The sequence below is a fragment of the Xanthomonas codiaei genome, from assembly GCF_002939785.1.
Classification (GTDB): Bacteria; Pseudomonadota; Gammaproteobacteria; order Xanthomonadales; family Xanthomonadaceae; genus Xanthomonas; species Xanthomonas codiaei.
This window is the reverse complement of record NZ_MDEC01000016.1, coordinates 87261-102518: the sequence shown is the minus strand read 5'-3', so window position 1 is coordinate 102518 and position 15258 is coordinate 87261. Positions and strand designations below refer to the sequence as shown.

Sequence of the window (15258 nt, the reverse complement as noted above, 5' to 3'; positions counted from 1 at the left end):
TCCGCCAATGCGGCAGCGCGCAGGTTGCTTTTGCTACGCATACCTCCATGTTCTGCTTTGCCGGGGACGACCGGCGGTACTGGATGATGCGATGCCGGAGTTGCCTGAAGTCGAAACTACTGTGCGTGGTCTGGCACCGCATCTGGTCGGGCAACGCATTCATGGCGTCATCCTGCGTCGTCCGGATCTGCGCTGGCCCATTGCCGAGCAGATCGAACGTCTGCTGCCCGGCGCCACCATCACACAGGTGCGTCGACGTGCGAAGTATGTCCTGATGGATACCGACGCTGGCGGGAGTGCGTTGCTGCACCTGGGCATGTCGGGCAGCCTGCGGGTACTGCCGGGCGATACCTTGCCGCGCGCGCACGACCACGTGGACATCAGCCTGCAGAATGGGCGTGTCCTGCGTTTCAACGACCCACGCCGGTTCGGCTGTTTGCTATGGCAGTCGGACACGCAAGCGCATGAATTGCTTGCTGACCTGGGGCCGGAACCATTATCCGATGCATTCACCGGCGATTATCTGCATGCGCTGTCGCGTGGGCGCCGCGCGGCCGTCAAGACCTATCTGATGGACCAGGCTGTGGTGGTTGGTGTCGGCAATATCTACGCGGCCGAAAGCCTGCATCGCGCGGGAATCAGTCCATTGCGCGAAGCCGGAAAGGTGTCGCTGGACCGGTATCGCCGGCTGGCCGCTGTCGTCAAAGAGATACTTGGCTACGCCATCCAGCGTGGCGGCACCACGTTGCGGGACTTTATCAACCCGGATGGCGCACCCGGCTATTTCGAGCAGGAATTGAGTGTGTATGGCCGTGAGGGCGAGCCCTGCAAACAGTGCGGGCGGGCCTTGAAGCACGCCACCATCGGGCAGCGGGCAACGGTGTGGTGCGGCAGCTGCCAGCGATAGGCGCTAGCGTGGTGGGCTGACGCCGTAGCTGGACGACTAGTGTCCTGGCAAGGACGGCGCGACAATCACGGGCCTTACGCCTGGAATTGCCACATGCCCGGAATGCCGCGCCGCTTGAAGTCGCTGTGGATAGCCGTGACGTTGACGCTGCTGCCCTGGAGCCTGGCGCAGGCCGATGCGCCGAATCACCAAGATACCGCAGCGGTGGAGCGCATCCGCCTGAGCAACGAGGTGCTGGAGCTGAGTCTGACGCCGGCATTCGGTGGGCGCGTGCTGTCCTTCAACCTGCGTGGGCAACCCAATGTGTTGAAAGTGGGAACCGCCATGGAGCGGCTGCCGGCACCGGTGGTGTCTGCCACCGCTGGCGATGTGCCGTATCTGGGACACGACGTGTGGGTGGGACCGCAGAGCCAGTGGTGGGTGCATCAGCAAGCCAATCCGCAGCGCCAGGCCGCGGCTGCGGTGTGGCCGCCGGACCCGTATCTGTCGCTGGCGACTACGCGCGTGGTCACCCATGGGCCGAGTCGGGCGAGTCTGCAAGGCGTACCCAGCCCGGTGACGGGCGTGCAGCTGGGCAAGCACATCGCGCTCTCCGGGACGCGCGCGGACACCGTGGAGCTGCGCGCCACCGCGCGCAATATCCGCAAGCAGGCGATCGCCTGGGATCTGTGGTTCAACACCCGGGTGGCAGCGAGCACGCGGGTCTTCGTGCCGGTGGCCAGCACGGCCGATGTGCGGGTGCAACCAGCAACAGAGCCGGGGACGACAGCGCCGACCTTCTCGCACCACGCAGGCGTCCTTGCACTGCGCGCCGACGCGCGTCACGACGGCCTGATCCAGCGTGGCAAGCTGTTGCTGCAGCCATCGGCAGGCTGGATGGCCGGGTTTGCCGGAACGCAGGTCCTGGTGATTCGCTTCGCGCACCAGCCATTGGCGTCGATCCATCCCGAGCAGGGTCAGGTGGAGTTGTATCTGGATGCGCCGCCACAGCATCCCGAACAGGGCTTGCTGGAAATGGAGGTGCACGCGCCGTATCGCCAGCTGGCGCCGGGCGCGCAGATGCAGGCGCAGGAGCAGTGGACGGTGTTGCCGTACGCCGGGCCCGATCAGGTGCAGGCACAGCGGCAGTTCCTGTGCAGCAAGGCCACGGAGCTGGGCCTGGACCATGCCTGCGTGGCTGCATCCGAGGGGCCTTGAACCCGCATGCGCGTCCACGCCGGGCTGTGGCTATGATGTCGCCATTCCTTAGCTCAGACCGATGCGCATGCAACGACGCCACTTCCTGAAAAATGCCGCTGCCGCCCTGGCCGCGCTCGGTTTACCGGCAGTGCCGCAGTGGGCATTGGCGGGCAAGGCCGTGGGCCTGCGTCGGCTCGGCCAGCCGCAACCCTTCGACTATGCCTGGCTCAAGGGACAGGCGCGCGCATTGGCTGCCGCACCGTACAAGAGCCACAAGCAGGTGTTGCCCGGCCCGCTGGAGGCATTGAACTGGGATCAGTATCAATCGATCCGCTATCGCCAGGATCACGCGTTGTGGGCCGACGGCAATGGCAAGTTCCAGGCGAAATTCTTCCACCTGGGGCTGTATTTCCACACGCCGGTGCATATCTACGACATCGTCGATGGCAAGGCGCAGCAACTGGCCTACGACCCGGCTGCGTTCGACTACGGCAGCAGTGGGCTGGGGGGCAAACAGCTGCCCAAGGACCTGGGATTTGCCGGCTTCCGGCTCAATACGCGCAAGGACACCGAGCGCGACTTTGCGGCGTTTCTGGGCGCGAGCTACTTCCGCGCCGTGGGCAAGGAAGGCCAGTACGGGCAGTCCGCACGCGGGCTGGCCATCGACACCGGAACCGGTGGCCCGGAGGAGTTTCCGGACTTCATTGCCTACTACCTGGAACAACCGGCCGACGCCTCCGATACCGTGGTGGTGTACGGCCTGCTGGATTCGCCCAGCGTTGCCGGCGCTTATCGCTTTGCCATCACCAATGGCGACGTGCTGGTGATGGATATCGATAGCGCGTTGTACCCGCGCAAGGCCATCGAGCGGCTGGGCATCGGCCCGTGCACCAGCATGTACCAGGTTGGCGAAAACGATAGCCGCATGGACTGGGACTGGCGGCCGGAAATCCACGACACCGATGGCCTGGCGATGTGGACCGGTGCCGGCGAATGGATCTGGCGGCCGCTGTGCAATCCGCCGCAGCTGCGTTTCAACATGTTCGTGGATGAGAACCCGCGCGGCTTCGGGCTGCTGCAGCGCGACCGCAACTTCGACCATTACCAGGACGACGGCGTGTTCTACGAGAAGCGCCCGTGCCTGTGGGTGGAGCCCAAGAGCGGCTGGGGCAAGGGGTCGGTGCAGTTGGTCGAGATTCCGACCGTGGACGAGACCTTCGACAATATCGTGGCGTTCTGGAACCCGCAGGCCAAGCCACAGCCGGGGCAGGAACTGTTGCTGGGGTATCGCCTGTACTGGGGCGCACAGCCGCCGGCCAGTTCGCCGCTGGCGCATTGCGTGGCCACCCGCACCGGGCTGGGCGGTATCGTCGGGCAAAAGCGCAGCCACTTCTCATGGCGGTTTGCGGTGGATTTTGCCGGGGGCGAGTTGCCTGCCCTGGTGAAGGAGGCAAAGACCAAGGTCGAAGCGGTGATCCAGGTGTCGCGCGGCACCACCGAAATCGTCTCCGCGCGCCCATTGTACGAGCTCAAGGGCTACCGGGCGATGTTCGACCTGGTGCCACCGGACGAGAGCACCCAGCAGATCGACATCCGTCTGTACCTGCGCGCCAATGGCAAGCCCTTGACCGAAACCTGGCTCTATCAGTGGACACCGCCACCGGCGAGCGAGCGAAAGCTGTACTGAATTCGCGTGCCGGGCATGCGGAACGTGCGTTGCCGTCGTCGATCGACGGCAACGCGCGCGACGGTGCAGGAGCGTTGCCGGCGCTGCCGCAGCGTCAGCGCGCTCAAGCCAACGTCGTGCCGTTGATCAATTGCAGGCGCGTGCGCGGCCGTGCGCAGGACAACTCCACGCCAAAGCAGGTGCCGTTCTTGCCGCTGGTGATGCGCAGCTCACCTTGGTGCGCCTGTGCGATCTGCGCGGCCATGTGCAGGCCCAGATCCACTTCCGGCACCGCGCGGCCGGCGCTATGTACGTGCGTGGAAGCGTGGAGCACATCCAGCCGGCGTGGATCGATGCCGTCCAGATTGCAGACCTCAAGCCGCAGACGGCCCTGTTCGGTGACCGCCACCGCCTTGATCAGCGAACTCTGCTGGCCCTGCACCACCGCGTTGATCATCATGCTGCCGAACATCTGCGCCAGCCGCACCGCATCGCCATGTACCGGTTCGTCGATGGCCACGTGCGTGGACAGCACCTGATTGGGATAGGCGGCACGGGTTTCGTCGACCACCTGCGAAAGCGCGTCGGACAGATCGCTGCCATTGCCGTAGTCCAGCTGCAGCCAGTCGCGCTCGATGCCGCGGGCGAAATCGCAGGCGAAGTCGATCAGCTCTTCCATGCGCTGCAAGCTGCGCTGCATCGAACGGATGGCGCCGCCCTGGCGCTGGTTGATCGGGTCGATGGCGAGCATGTCCACCACCGCGTGCATGGACTGCAGCGGGTTGCGCAGGTCGTGCCCCAGGATGCCGATGAATTCTTCGCGCAGCCGCGCCGAGGCGCCGGCGCGACCGAGTTCGCTGCGCGCGCGTTGCGATTCCTGCGCACTCTCCTCGGCGCGTTGTTCGGCCTGGATCTGTGCGCCCAGCAGCTGCGCCAGCAGCTCGACCTTCTCCACCAGCTGCCGGTCCATGACCCGTGGCAGCGGATCCAGCGCGCACAGGGTGCCGAATACGCTGCCATCGTCGAAGCGGATCGGCACCGAGACATAGCTTTCGAAACCGTACAGCCGTGGCGACGGATGGTCGCGGTAGACCGGGTCGTCCGAGGCATGGCCGAACCAGACCGCGTTGCCCTTGACCCGTACGCTGTCGCAGAACGTGGTGGCCAGCGGCAGTTCGTCGCCCGGCACCAGGCCGAAGGACAGCTCGTCGCGCACCTGGCAGGTGATCCAGCGCGCGTCGGTCACGCGCGCGACCGCGGCAAAGCCCATGCCGGTCAGACGGGTGAGAATGGTCAGGACATCCGGGACCGACGAGAGCCGGCCAACGCGCGCGATATCGGCGCGGAGCTCAGCGGGAAGCGGACCCATGCATTGCCTCCCCAGAAGTGGATGCCCGCCAGTTTACAGCACCACAGCCGGGCCTGGTCGGGCATCAGGCCGCTGCCACACAGGCATCACGATATGCCTGTCGGTCGGCGCCGGGGATGCTGCGGTGTGCATGCCCGCGCGGGTCTGGCGATGGCGATGAATGGTATAGCTGGGGAATGCGAGGCCGCGGCCGCGGTGCACGCTCCCGAGCAGCGTCCCATGCCTGCCATCGGCGTGCGAGCCGACCGGTAAGGCGGCAACCTAGCTGCTGGCAGACGGCAGCGGCAGCGCGATCTGCAACGGATCGATGCGGCCTTCGCCACGCATGATCTTCTTGAACTCGGCGCGGCTGACCGAGACGTAGCGTTCGTTGCCGCCAATCTCCACCTGCGGGCCGTCCTGCACGGCGTGGCCGTGCGCATCCACGCGGACGGTCATGGTGGCCTTGCTGCCGCTGTGGCAGATGGTCTTGATCTCTTCCAGTTCGTCGGCCCAGGCCAGCAGGAACTGGCTGCCTTCGAACAGCTCGCCGCGGAAATCCGTGCGCAGGCCGTAGCACAGCACCGGGATGCGCAGCCGGTCGACGACCTCGCTCAATTGCCAGACCTGCGCGCGGCCGAGGAATTGCGCTTCGTCCACCAGCACGCAATGCAGCGGCCCGTCGGCGGCGATGTCGCGTTCGACCAGCTGTTGCAATTCGGTGCTGCGGTCGAACGTGCGCCCGTCCGCGCGCAGTCCGATCCGCGAGGCGACCACGCCGCTGCCGGCGCGGTGATCGAGCTTGGGCGTGAGGATCAGCGTGCGCATGCCACGCTCGCGGTAGTTGTGCGCCGATTGCAGCAAGGTGGTGGTCTTGCCGGCGTTCATCGCCGAATAGTAGAAATAGAGCTTGGCCATTGGGCGATTTTAGCGGGCCGGGCGGCGGGATGCGGAAGGCAGGCGTTGTCCGGGCTGGCCGGCCGATGCAGCAGCATCAGTCGCCATCACGCATTGCGCGAACACGCTGCGGCAACGGCGGCGCTTCCCGGCGCCGCATGAACCCGCTGCGCCGGCCAGCCGCTGCCCGCCCCGGTACAATGGCGCGCTCTGTCGGAAGCCTCTATGCACGGTCTCAATCCCCCGCAAAGCGCCGCGGTGCTGCACTGCGAAGGTCCCTTGTTGGTGCTGGCCGGTGCCGGCAGCGGCAAGACGCGCGTGATCGTGGAGAAGATCGCGCACCTGATCGCCACCGGGCGCTACCCGGCCAAGCGCATCGCCGCGATCACCTTCACCAATAAATCGGCCAAGGAAATGCGCGAGCGTGTGGCCAAGCGCATCCGCGGCGACGGCGCCGATGGCCTGACCATCTGCACCTTCCATGCGATGGGGTTGAAGTTCCTGCAGATCGAACATGCCGCCGCCGGCCTGAAGCGCGGGTTCTCGATCTTCGATTCGGACGATGCCGCCGCGCAGATCAAGGACCTGATGCATGGCGCCAAGCCCGATGCGATCGAGGACGCCAAGAACCTGATCTCGCGCGCCAAGAACGCCGGGCTCTCGCCCGAGCAGGCCATGGCCGCGGCGCGCAGCAATCGCGAGAAAGAAGCCGCCAGTCTGTACGAGCGCTACCAGGCGCGGCTGACCACCTTCAATGCGGTGGACTTCGACGATCTGATCCGCCTGCCGGTGCAGATCCTGGAGGCCAACGAAGAAATCGTGCTGGGCTGGCGCGAACGCATCGGCTACCTGCTGGTGGACGAATGCCAGGACACCAACGATGCGCAATACCGGCTGCTGAAGATGCTGGCCGGCCCGCGCGGCAACTTCACCTGCGTGGGCGACGACGACCAGAGCATCTACGCCTGGCGCGGCGCCAACCCGGAAAACCTGCAGCAGATGGGGCGCGATTATCCGGCGCTGGAAATCATCAAGCTGGAGCAGAACTACCGCTGCTCCAACCGCGTGCTGCGCGCGGCCAACGCGCTGATCGCGCACAACCCGCACGAGCATTTGAAAACGCTGTGGAGCGACCAGGCCGACGGCGAGCGCATTCGCGTGTGGGAATGCCGCGACAGCGAGCACGAGGCGGAAAAGGTGGCTGCCGAGATCTCGTTCCTGGGCACCGCCAAGCAGGTGCCGTGGAGCGATTTCTGCATCCTGTTCCGCGGCAATTTCCAGTCACGGCCGCTGGAAAAGGCGCTGCAGTTGTTGCGGGTGCCATATCACCTGACCGGCGGCACAGCGTTCCTGGAGCGGCAGGAGGTCAAGGACCTGCTGTCGTGGTTGCGCCTGATCGTCAATCCGGACGATGACGCCGCCTTCCTGCGTGCGGTGCAGTCGCCCAAGCGCGAAGTGGGTGCGACCTCGCTGGCGCGACTGGCCGAGCTGGCCAGCGGCAAGTCGGTGCCGATGTCGCGTGCGGCCGAGTCGATGGGGGCATTGCAGCAGCTGCCGCCGCGTGCGGCCAACGGCCTGAGCGCGTTTACCGACATCCTGCGCGAGATGCGCCAGCACTCCACCAGCATGCCGGCGGGCGAACTGGTACGGATGCTGGCCGACAAATCCGGCCTGCTCAACGATCTGCGCAACCAGTCCAAGGACGAAACCGGCTTCCAGCGCCGCAAGCGCAACCTGGACGAATTGGCAGAATGGTTCGAAGGTGGGCCGCGCGGCGCCAGCGCCAGCGATCTGGCTGCGCAGCTGGCGCTGCTGTCGCGCAACGACAAGGACGATGGCGGCAACCAGGTGCGCATGATGACCATGCATGCATCCAAGGGCCTGGAATTCCGCTATGTGTTCATCGTCGGCTGCGAAGATGGCGTGCTGCCGCACGAAGTGAGCCTGGAAGAAGGCAATCTGCAGGAAGAGCGCCGCCTGTTGTACGTGGGCATCACCCGCGCCAAGCAGCAGTTGTGGATGAGCTACAGCAAGCTGACGCGCAAGTTCGGCGAGCATGTGCGGTTGAAGCCGAGCCGGTTCTTCGACGAGATTCCGGCAGCGGAGCTGCAGCGCGACGGCGCCGACCCGGTGGCCGATGCCGAGCGCAAGAAGGAACGCGCCAGCGCGGGGTTGGCGGCGATCCAGGCGTTGTTCGACTGAGCACGGCGGACAGCGGCTCCCCTTACGCCGCCTGCGCTCGCTGTGAGCTGGGCGACGATGGCGGTGAGGCCGCCACCGGCGACCTGCGGCAGCGGGCGTGACGGTGTGCGATGCCGTCCGGCTTGTCAGTGCCCCTGCCGCACGGCAGTCTGAGGCTCCCGCCAACCGAGCGCGCCGTGACCGTCATCCTCGAAACCGCACGCGTGCGCTTGCGTCTGCTCGACCCCGAGCGCGATGCCGAAGCGATGCTGGCGCTGGTCAACGACCCTGCGTTCATCGCCGGCATCAACGACCGCGGCATCCGCACGCGCGAACAGGCGCGCGAGCATCTGCGCGAGTGGGCGCAGGCGCATCAGCAACAACACGGCTTCGCGCACTGGGCGCTGGAAACGCGGCAGGCAAGCACCTTCATGGGCACCTTGGGCCTGCTGTGCCGCGAGACCTTGCCGATGCCGCATATCGGCTTTGCGCTGTTGCCCACGTATCGCGGCAAGGGTTATGTGACCGAAGCCGGGCGTGCGGTGCTGGCGCATGCGTACCAGGTTTTGGGACTGACGCAGGTGTGCGCGATCGTTTCGCCAGGCAATGCCGATTCGATCCGCGCGCTGGAAGCGCTGGGGCTGCGCTATGAGAGCCTGCGGGTGCTCAGTCCCGGCACCGAGGCGGTGGCGTACTACACGATCGAGCTCGGCCCTGCTGGCGTGGACAGCTGAGCGGCGCTGCGCCACCCTGCCGGCTGTTTCCATCGCAAAGGGGGCCCGCATGGCGCTGTTGATCAACGCCTATTCCACGCTGCGCACGCCGCTGTGGCCGGAGTTTCTGCCGCAGGCCGCCGTGCAGCATCGCGACCACGCCGATCCGGAACTGGCCGCGCATCTGCACGGCTTTGTCGGCTATGTGAGCCAGGCCGGCGATGGCCAGATGACCCAGGCGCGCTATCACCTGATGCGGCATGTGCAGCGGGTGCGCCAGCACTTCAGCTTCGAGTTGGACGATGCGGCGTTCGGCGCGCTGGCGCAGTGGGCCGAGCAGGCCAACGCGGTGTGCTTCCTGGCCGACGGCAGCGTGCGCGACCCGCAGGGCCGGGTGCTGATCAGCCAGGGCGAGCCGCCGTTGGATGCGCAGGCGCAGCTGCCCTATCCACCGGACGCGCTGGCGCGCCGCGCGCGCCAGCACGACCAACTGGCAGCGTTGGGTATCCGCGTGCCACCGAGCCTGCCGCCGGTACCGGGGCAGGCCGAGGCCCGCCTGCGGACGCCGGACAGCATTGCCGCGCGCATGCTGGCGTTGTTTGCGGTGGCGCTGCGGGCGGAAATCCTGGCCGCCGGCGATACGCCGCCGTCGCTGGCCGACATGGCCGAACGCCTGCCGGGACTGCAGGCTGCGCTGTCGCCGCAGGAACAGGCATTCTTCGGACACGCGCAGCCGGATGCGCAGCAACTGGCCAACTTCGGCTGGCGCTATGAAAGCCTGGCGCTGCTGCAATGGGCGGTGGGCATGACCGACACCCTGCCGCTGCCCACCGGTCTGTGCGATGTGCCCGGCGTGGCGCAGCGCGCGCTGGAGCGCGCCAAGATTCCCACGGCACCGCCGCCAACGCTGCGCCCGTTGCCCGAGCTGCTGGATGCGCTGGACCGCCACCTGCGCCTGCATTGGGCAGTGCGCCAGGCCGAGCAATCCGGTCAGACGGTCCCCGCCGGCATCGTGCCCGGCGTGGTGTACGAGCGGCATTACGCGCTCAACTGGCTGCTGCACTTCGAAGACGCCGACTGGGACGAGGTGGATACACCGACCTGAGCAATGGTCGGCGTACAGGCCTCGCCCCCGCTCGCCAGAACGTGCGGTCTCTCCTTCGAGAGAACGCGCGACCGGCCGCTGCACGGACGATCGGTGGTAGGCAATGGAACGGGCACCCCCGCTTAACGAGGTTGCCATGGACGTGCGGGTATCCTGCCCGCTCACCGAGCCAGGGAGGCAATGCAATGACTATCGGCCAGTATTCGGAATTCTATCGTGGCAAGCGGGTGGTGGACTTCAGTGTCGATCAACCGGCCAGCGGCGGCGATGTGGTGTACCGGTTGCGCCAGGAGTACGAAGGCGAGGACACCCAGGCGGGACTGCTCGACAGCCTGCTCGCGCAGGTGGATCCGGCCAGCATCCAGGCGCTGATCATCGGCGCGTGGCGCGAATCGCATGATGAAGGCCCCAACGGCTACCTGCAGCGCTTGATCGAACGCCGCGACGAACTGCCGGCGCTGCGTGCGCTGTTCGTCGGCGACATGACCTACGAAGACTGCGAGATCTCCTGGATCATCCAGACCGACTACACCCCGCTGCTGGCGGCGTTCCCGGCGTTGGAATCGCTGCGCATCCGCGGTTCCTCGCAATTGCAGCTGACGCCGTTTGCGCATGCGCAGCTGCAGGAACTGGCGATCGAATGCGGCGGTCTGCCATCGGCGATCGTGCAGGCGATCGCCGAGTCCACGCTGCCGGCCCTGCAGCACCTGGAGCTATGGCTGGGCGTGGAGGATTACGGCTACGACGGCGAGCTGGGCACCTACCAGCGGCTGCTGGCGGCGATCGGCCCCGAACGGCTGCGCTACCTGGGCCTGCGCAATGCCGCCAACACCGATGAACTGGCCAGTTGGCTGGCCACCCAGCCGTGGCTGGGCCACCTGGAGACGCTGGACCTGTCGCTGGGTACCATTGGCGATGCCGGTGCGCGCGCGCTGGTCGAAAGCACCCAGCTGGGCCAGCTGCAGCGGATCGACCTGAGCCATCACTACATCTCTGCCGAGTGGCAGGCCCGCCTGGCGACGCTGCCGGTGACGGTGATCCTGGATGAGCCGCTCGAGGAAGACGAGGACGAACGCTACGTCGCCGTCTCCGAATGAGGTGAGCGTGCCTTGGGTCGTGGTGGGGCCACGGGACAGCCGCAGGATCGCGGCCCTGCAGCAGGCATTGCAGGCGCAGGGACATCCTGCGGCGGTGGTGTTCGACTATCTGCAGCTGCTGGACACGCCGGCCCCGCTGCAGGACTGGCTGGCACGCCACCCGGCCGCGCGGGTCAAGCTCGAATCGCCTGGCGAGGCGCCCGAACTGCACCGGGCGCTCATCCTGCGCGGCTGGCGCACGTTGGGCTCGCCCGGACCTGCCCCGGCACCGCTGGCGCATGGCGAACTGGCCCATCAGCAGCTGTGGTACGCCGGGTTTGCGGACCTGCTCGCGTCGCTGCCGGCCGGCCAGTATCTGAACCCGCCCGCCGGGCTGCTGGCGATGACCGACAAACTCGCCTGCCAGCAGCGCCTGGCCGCGGCGGGCGTGGCCGTGCCCACGCTGCTGGGCAGCGTGGACAGCTATGCCGACATGCGCGCCTGCCTGCAGGTCTCCGGCTGTACCCAGGCGTTTTTCAAGCCGCGCTACGGATCGTCCGGCGCCGGCGTGCTGGCGTATCGCTGGCACCGCGATGGGCGCGAGATCGCCAGCGGTTCGGCCGAGCTGGTCCAGGACGCGGGCGGTGTGCGGGTGTTCAACGCGCTGCGGCAGCGCCGCTACACCCGCCGTACCGACATCGCACCGCTGGTGGATGCGATCGCCGCGCAGGGCGCCTATCTGGAGCGGTGGATTCCCAAGCCGCGCGCGCCCGGCTTGCCCGGCCATCACTACGACCTGCGGGTGGTTGCGCTGGACGGCGTGGCGCGCCAGCGCGTGGCCCGCGCCAGCCGCGGCCCGCTGACCAACCTGCATCTGGGCAATCGGCGCCTGCCGGCGCAGGCGTGGCAGGGCGCGGATGTGGACGCGCTGGTGTCGGCCACGGTGGCGCAGGCCGCGCGCGCGTTTGCCGACTGCCGCATGATCGGCCTGGACCTGATCCAGCGCGATGGGCGCTGCCACGTGCTGGAAGCCAACGGCTTCGGCGATCTGCTGCCGGAGCTGCGCTGGCAGGGGCGCACGACCTACGAAGACCAGGCGGCACTGGGCGATGGCGTCGCCTGCGAGGACACTGACGGGAGACGACGGCATGGCTGAGCACTTGCCGGACATGCACGCCATCGTCGGTACGCGCGACATCGTGCTGATCACCCTGGATACGCTGCGCTACGACGCCGCGCAGCGCTGCTTTGCGCGCGGCGAACTGCCGGTGCTGGCGCGCTATCTGCCGGCCGATGGCTGGGAACGGCGGCATACGCCGGGCAGTTTCACCTATGCGGCGCACATGGCGTTCTTCGCCGGCTTCCTGCCCACGCCTGCCCGCCAGGGCCCGCATCCGCGCCTGTTCGCGCTGGCCTTCGATGGCAGCGAGAGCATCGTGGCGCAGACCCGGGTGTTTGCCGACAGCGGCGACATCGTCGATGGCCTGGCGCGCTGCGGTTACCACACGCTGTGCATCGGCGGCACCGGCTTCTTCAACAAGCGCAATGCGCTGGGCGCGCAGTTGCCCGGCCTGTTCCGCGAAAGCCACTGGACGCCGGCGTTCGGCGTGACCGCGCCCGATTCGACCGAGCAGCAGGTGGCCTTGGCCTGCGCGCGGCTGGGCGACCCAGCGTTGCGCGACACGCGCTGCTTCCTGTTCATCAACGTCTCGGCGCTGCACCAGCCCAACCGGCATTACCTGCCCGGCGCCATCAACGACGATTTCGACAGCCACTGCGCCGCGCTGCGCTATGTGGATGCCGCGCTGGCGCCGCTGTTTACCGCATTGCGCGCGCGCGGTGGCGCGTTCGCCATCGTCTGTTCCGATCACGGCACTGCCTACGGCGAGGATGGCTACCACGGCCATCGCCTGGCCCACGAAGTGGTGATGACCGTGCCGTACGCCCATTTCCTGGTGACTCCATGAGCCTGCCCTCGCTGGCCGATCTGTTGGCGCTGCCGCCGTATCAGGCCTATTCGTACTCGTATCCGCACAAGACCAGTTACCGGCCGCTGCAGCCGCCCGTGCCGCTGCAGCAGGTGTGGGCCGACGAACCGCGGCAGGCGCTGTTCCTGTACCTGCATATCCCGTTCTGCTCGTACCGTTGCGGGTTCTGCAACCTGTTCGCGCTGGCGCGGCCGGCGCCGGCGCAGGTGGAGGCGTATCTGGCGCAGATGGAACGGCAACTGCAGGCCACCGTGCAGGCGCTGGGCGCGCACCGTTTCGTGCGCTTTGCCATGGGCGGCGGCACGCCGAGCTATCTGGATGCGGGGCAGTTGCAGCGGGTGTTCGACATGGTGGCGCGCCACGCGACCATTGTGCTGGACGCAATCCCGGCCAGCATCGAGGTCTCGCCGGAAACCGTGGATGCCGACCGGCTGCGGGTCTGCCGGCAGGCCGGCATCGACCGCGTCAGCATGGGCATCCAGAGTTTCAGCGCCGCCGAGGTCAGCGCGCTGGTGCGCCCGCAGCAGCGCGAGACGGTGGAGCGGGCGATCGCCATCATTCGCGAGCAGGGCATTGCCACGCTGAATCTGGACCTGATCTACGGCATCGCCGGGCAGACCGTGGACAGCTTCCTGGCCTCGATCGACAGCGCCTTGGCCTTCGCACCGGAGGAGCTGTACCTGTACCCGCTATACGTGCGGCCGATGACCGGGCTGGGCCGGATCGAGGCCAGGGCCGGCGGGCGGCGCAGCTTCGTGCTGCAGCCCGAGCCGCTGGACGCGCGCCTGGCGCTGTACCGAGCCGGGCGCGACCGGCTGCTGGCAGCCGGCTACACCCAGGTCTCGATGCGCATGTTCCGCGCCCCGCACGCCGTCGATGCCGATGCGCCGGTGTATTGCTGCCAGAGCGATGGCATGGTCGGCATCGGCTGCGGCGCGCGCTCGTATACCGCCGGGCTGCATTACTCCAGCGAATACGGGGTGAGCCGGCGCTCGGTGGCCGACATTCTCGAGCATTACCTGGCGCGCGATCCGGCCAGCTTTGCGCGTGCCGATTACGGCATTGCGCTGGATGCCGACGATGCCCGGCGGCGGCATGCGATCCAGTCGCTGCTGGTGGTGCCCGGGCTGGACCGCGACGACTTCCGCCAGCGGTTCGGCATGGACTGCCTGGACGCCCTGCCGCAGCTGCGCGAGTTGCTGGCGCTGGACCTGGCGCACTGGCAGGGCAGCCTGCTGTCGCTCACCGCCGCCGGCATGGAGCGCGCCGACACCATCGGCCCATGGCTGACCTCGGCGCCGATCGCCGAGCGCATGCAGCAGTACCAGGTCGGGTAGGCGGCCGATGCATCTGTCGTTGCTCTATCGCGGCCGGCTCAGCAGCTGCAATTACAGCTGCGATTACTGCCCGTTCGCCAAGACCTACGACAGCGCCGCCGCCCTGCACCGCGACGCGCAGGAGTTGGCGCGGTTCGTCGCCTGGGCCCAGGCGCAGACGCGGCCGTTGTCGATCCTGTTCACGCCCTGGGGCGAAGGCCTGGTGCGGCGGCATTACCGCGAGGCGATGGTGCAGCTGAGCCAGCTGCCGCAGCTGCGCCGCGTGGCGATCCAGACCAACCTGTGCGTGGGACTGCGCTGGCTGGAGTGCGCCAATCTCGATCGCCTGGCGCTGTGGTGCACCTACCACCCCAGCCAGGTCACGCGTGCGGCCTTCCTGCAGCGTTGCCAGGCATTGCGCCAGCGTGGCGTGCGCCACAGCGTGGGCATGGTGGCTTCGCACGCGCACCTGGACGAGATCGAGGCGCTACGTGCGGCGCTGCCCGACACCACGCCGATGTGGCTCAACGCCTTCGATCCGCGCCCGGCGGACTACTACACGCCCGAGCAGGTGCAGCGCTTGAGCCGGATCGATCCCCATTTCGGCTACAACCTCACTCCGCCGCCCAGCTTCGGCGCGCCCTGCCTGACCGGCGAATCGGTGGTGTCGGTGGATGGCGACGGCAACGTGCGGCGCTGCCATTTCGTCGCCACGTCGCTGGGCAATCTGTACGACGGCAGCTTCGCCGCGCAGCTGCGTGCCCGCAGCTGTCCGAACACGCGCTGCGATTGCTACATCGGCTACGTGCATCGGCCTGACCTGCCGTTCCAGGCCGACTACGCCGGCGGCGTGCTGGAACGGGTGCCGGCGATCTACTGAGC

General features: G+C 67.5%; 13 protein-coding genes. 11 read left to right on the top strand and 2 right to left on the bottom strand.

Annotated features, from left to right (window positions below):
• Window positions 1–91 precede the first annotated feature (91 nt).
• The 3 genes from mutM (at window position 92) to XcodCFBP4690_RS12915 (ending at window position 3773) form a co-directional block, all read left to right on the top strand.
• The gene (gene mutM / locus XcodCFBP4690_RS12925; protein ID WP_104541316.1) at window positions 92–907 is read left to right on the top strand and encodes a bifunctional DNA-formamidopyrimidine glycosylase/DNA-(apurinic or apyrimidinic site) lyase; all 816 of its coding nucleotides are present in this window, start codon (window positions 92–94) and stop codon (window positions 905–907) included.
• Window positions 908–1000: 93 nt separating this feature from the next.
• The gene (locus XcodCFBP4690_RS12920; protein ID WP_104541315.1) at window positions 1001–2104 is read left to right on the top strand and encodes a DUF4380 domain-containing protein; all 1104 of its coding nucleotides are present in this window, start codon (window positions 1001–1003) and stop codon (window positions 2102–2104) included.
• 67 nt (window positions 2105–2171) lie between these two features.
• Entirely contained in the window at window positions 2172–3773 is a 1602-nt protein-coding gene (locus XcodCFBP4690_RS12915) for a glucan biosynthesis protein D (protein WP_104541325.1), read from the top strand.
• Between the two features lie 103 nt (window positions 3774–3876).
• Here the strand turns inward: XcodCFBP4690_RS12915 and XcodCFBP4690_RS12910 are convergent, their stop codons facing one another.
• On the bottom strand, window positions 3877–5121 hold the full coding sequence (locus XcodCFBP4690_RS12910; RefSeq protein ID WP_104541314.1) for a GAF domain-containing sensor histidine kinase: 1245 nt from the start codon (window positions 5119–5121) through the stop codon (window positions 3877–3879).
• Window positions 5122–5382: 261 nt separating this feature from the next.
• The gene (locus tag XcodCFBP4690_RS12905; protein ID WP_104541313.1) at window positions 5383–6018 is read right to left on the bottom strand and encodes a thymidine kinase; all 636 of its coding nucleotides are present in this window, start codon (window positions 6016–6018) and stop codon (window positions 5383–5385) included.
• 204 nt (window positions 6019–6222) lie between these two features.
• On the opposite strand from XcodCFBP4690_RS12905, the gene XcodCFBP4690_RS12900 reads away from it, so the two are divergent.
• From XcodCFBP4690_RS12900 to XcodCFBP4690_RS12865, 8 genes are all read left to right on the top strand, one after another.
• Entirely contained in the window at window positions 6223–8199 is a 1977-nt protein-coding gene (locus XcodCFBP4690_RS12900) for a UvrD-helicase domain-containing protein (RefSeq protein WP_104541312.1), read from the top strand.
• Between the two features lie 176 nt (window positions 8200–8375).
• Window positions 8376–8912, top strand: a complete 537-nt coding sequence (locus XcodCFBP4690_RS12895) for a GNAT family N-acetyltransferase (protein ID WP_104541324.1) — start codon at window positions 8376–8378, stop codon at window positions 8910–8912.
• A gap of 49 nt (window positions 8913–8961) precedes the next feature.
• Entirely contained in the window at window positions 8962–9996 is a 1035-nt protein-coding gene (locus tag XcodCFBP4690_RS12890) for a DUF4272 domain-containing protein (RefSeq protein ID WP_104541311.1), read from the top strand.
• Between the two features lie 185 nt (window positions 9997–10181).
• Window positions 10182–11093: an STM4015 family protein gene (locus tag XcodCFBP4690_RS12885; protein WP_104541310.1), complete on the top strand. Its 912-nt coding sequence runs from the start codon at window positions 10182–10184 to the stop codon at window positions 11091–11093.
• 19 nt (window positions 11094–11112) lie between these two features.
• Window positions 11113–12228, top strand: a complete 1116-nt coding sequence (locus XcodCFBP4690_RS12880; RefSeq protein WP_104541323.1) for an STM4014 family protein — start codon at window positions 11113–11115, stop codon at window positions 12226–12228.
• Window positions 12221–13039 carry an STM4013/SEN3800 family hydrolase gene (locus XcodCFBP4690_RS12875; RefSeq protein WP_208622740.1) on the top strand — a complete coding sequence of 273 codons (819 nt, stop codon included), beginning with the start codon at window positions 12221–12223 and terminating at the stop codon, window positions 13037–13039. Before XcodCFBP4690_RS12880 ends, XcodCFBP4690_RS12875 begins: the two co-directional genes overlap by 8 nt.
• On the top strand, window positions 13036–14397 hold the full coding sequence (locus XcodCFBP4690_RS12870; RefSeq protein ID WP_104541308.1) for an STM4012 family radical SAM protein: 1362 nt from the start codon (window positions 13036–13038) through the stop codon (window positions 14395–14397). Before XcodCFBP4690_RS12875 ends, XcodCFBP4690_RS12870 begins: the two co-directional genes overlap by 4 nt.
• A gap of 7 nt (window positions 14398–14404) precedes the next feature.
• Complete coding sequence (locus XcodCFBP4690_RS12865; RefSeq protein WP_104541307.1) at window positions 14405–15256, top strand: STM4011 family radical SAM protein; 852 nt, start codon at window positions 14405–14407, stop codon at window positions 15254–15256.
• The last annotated feature ends 2 nt before the right edge of the window (window positions 15257–15258 follow it).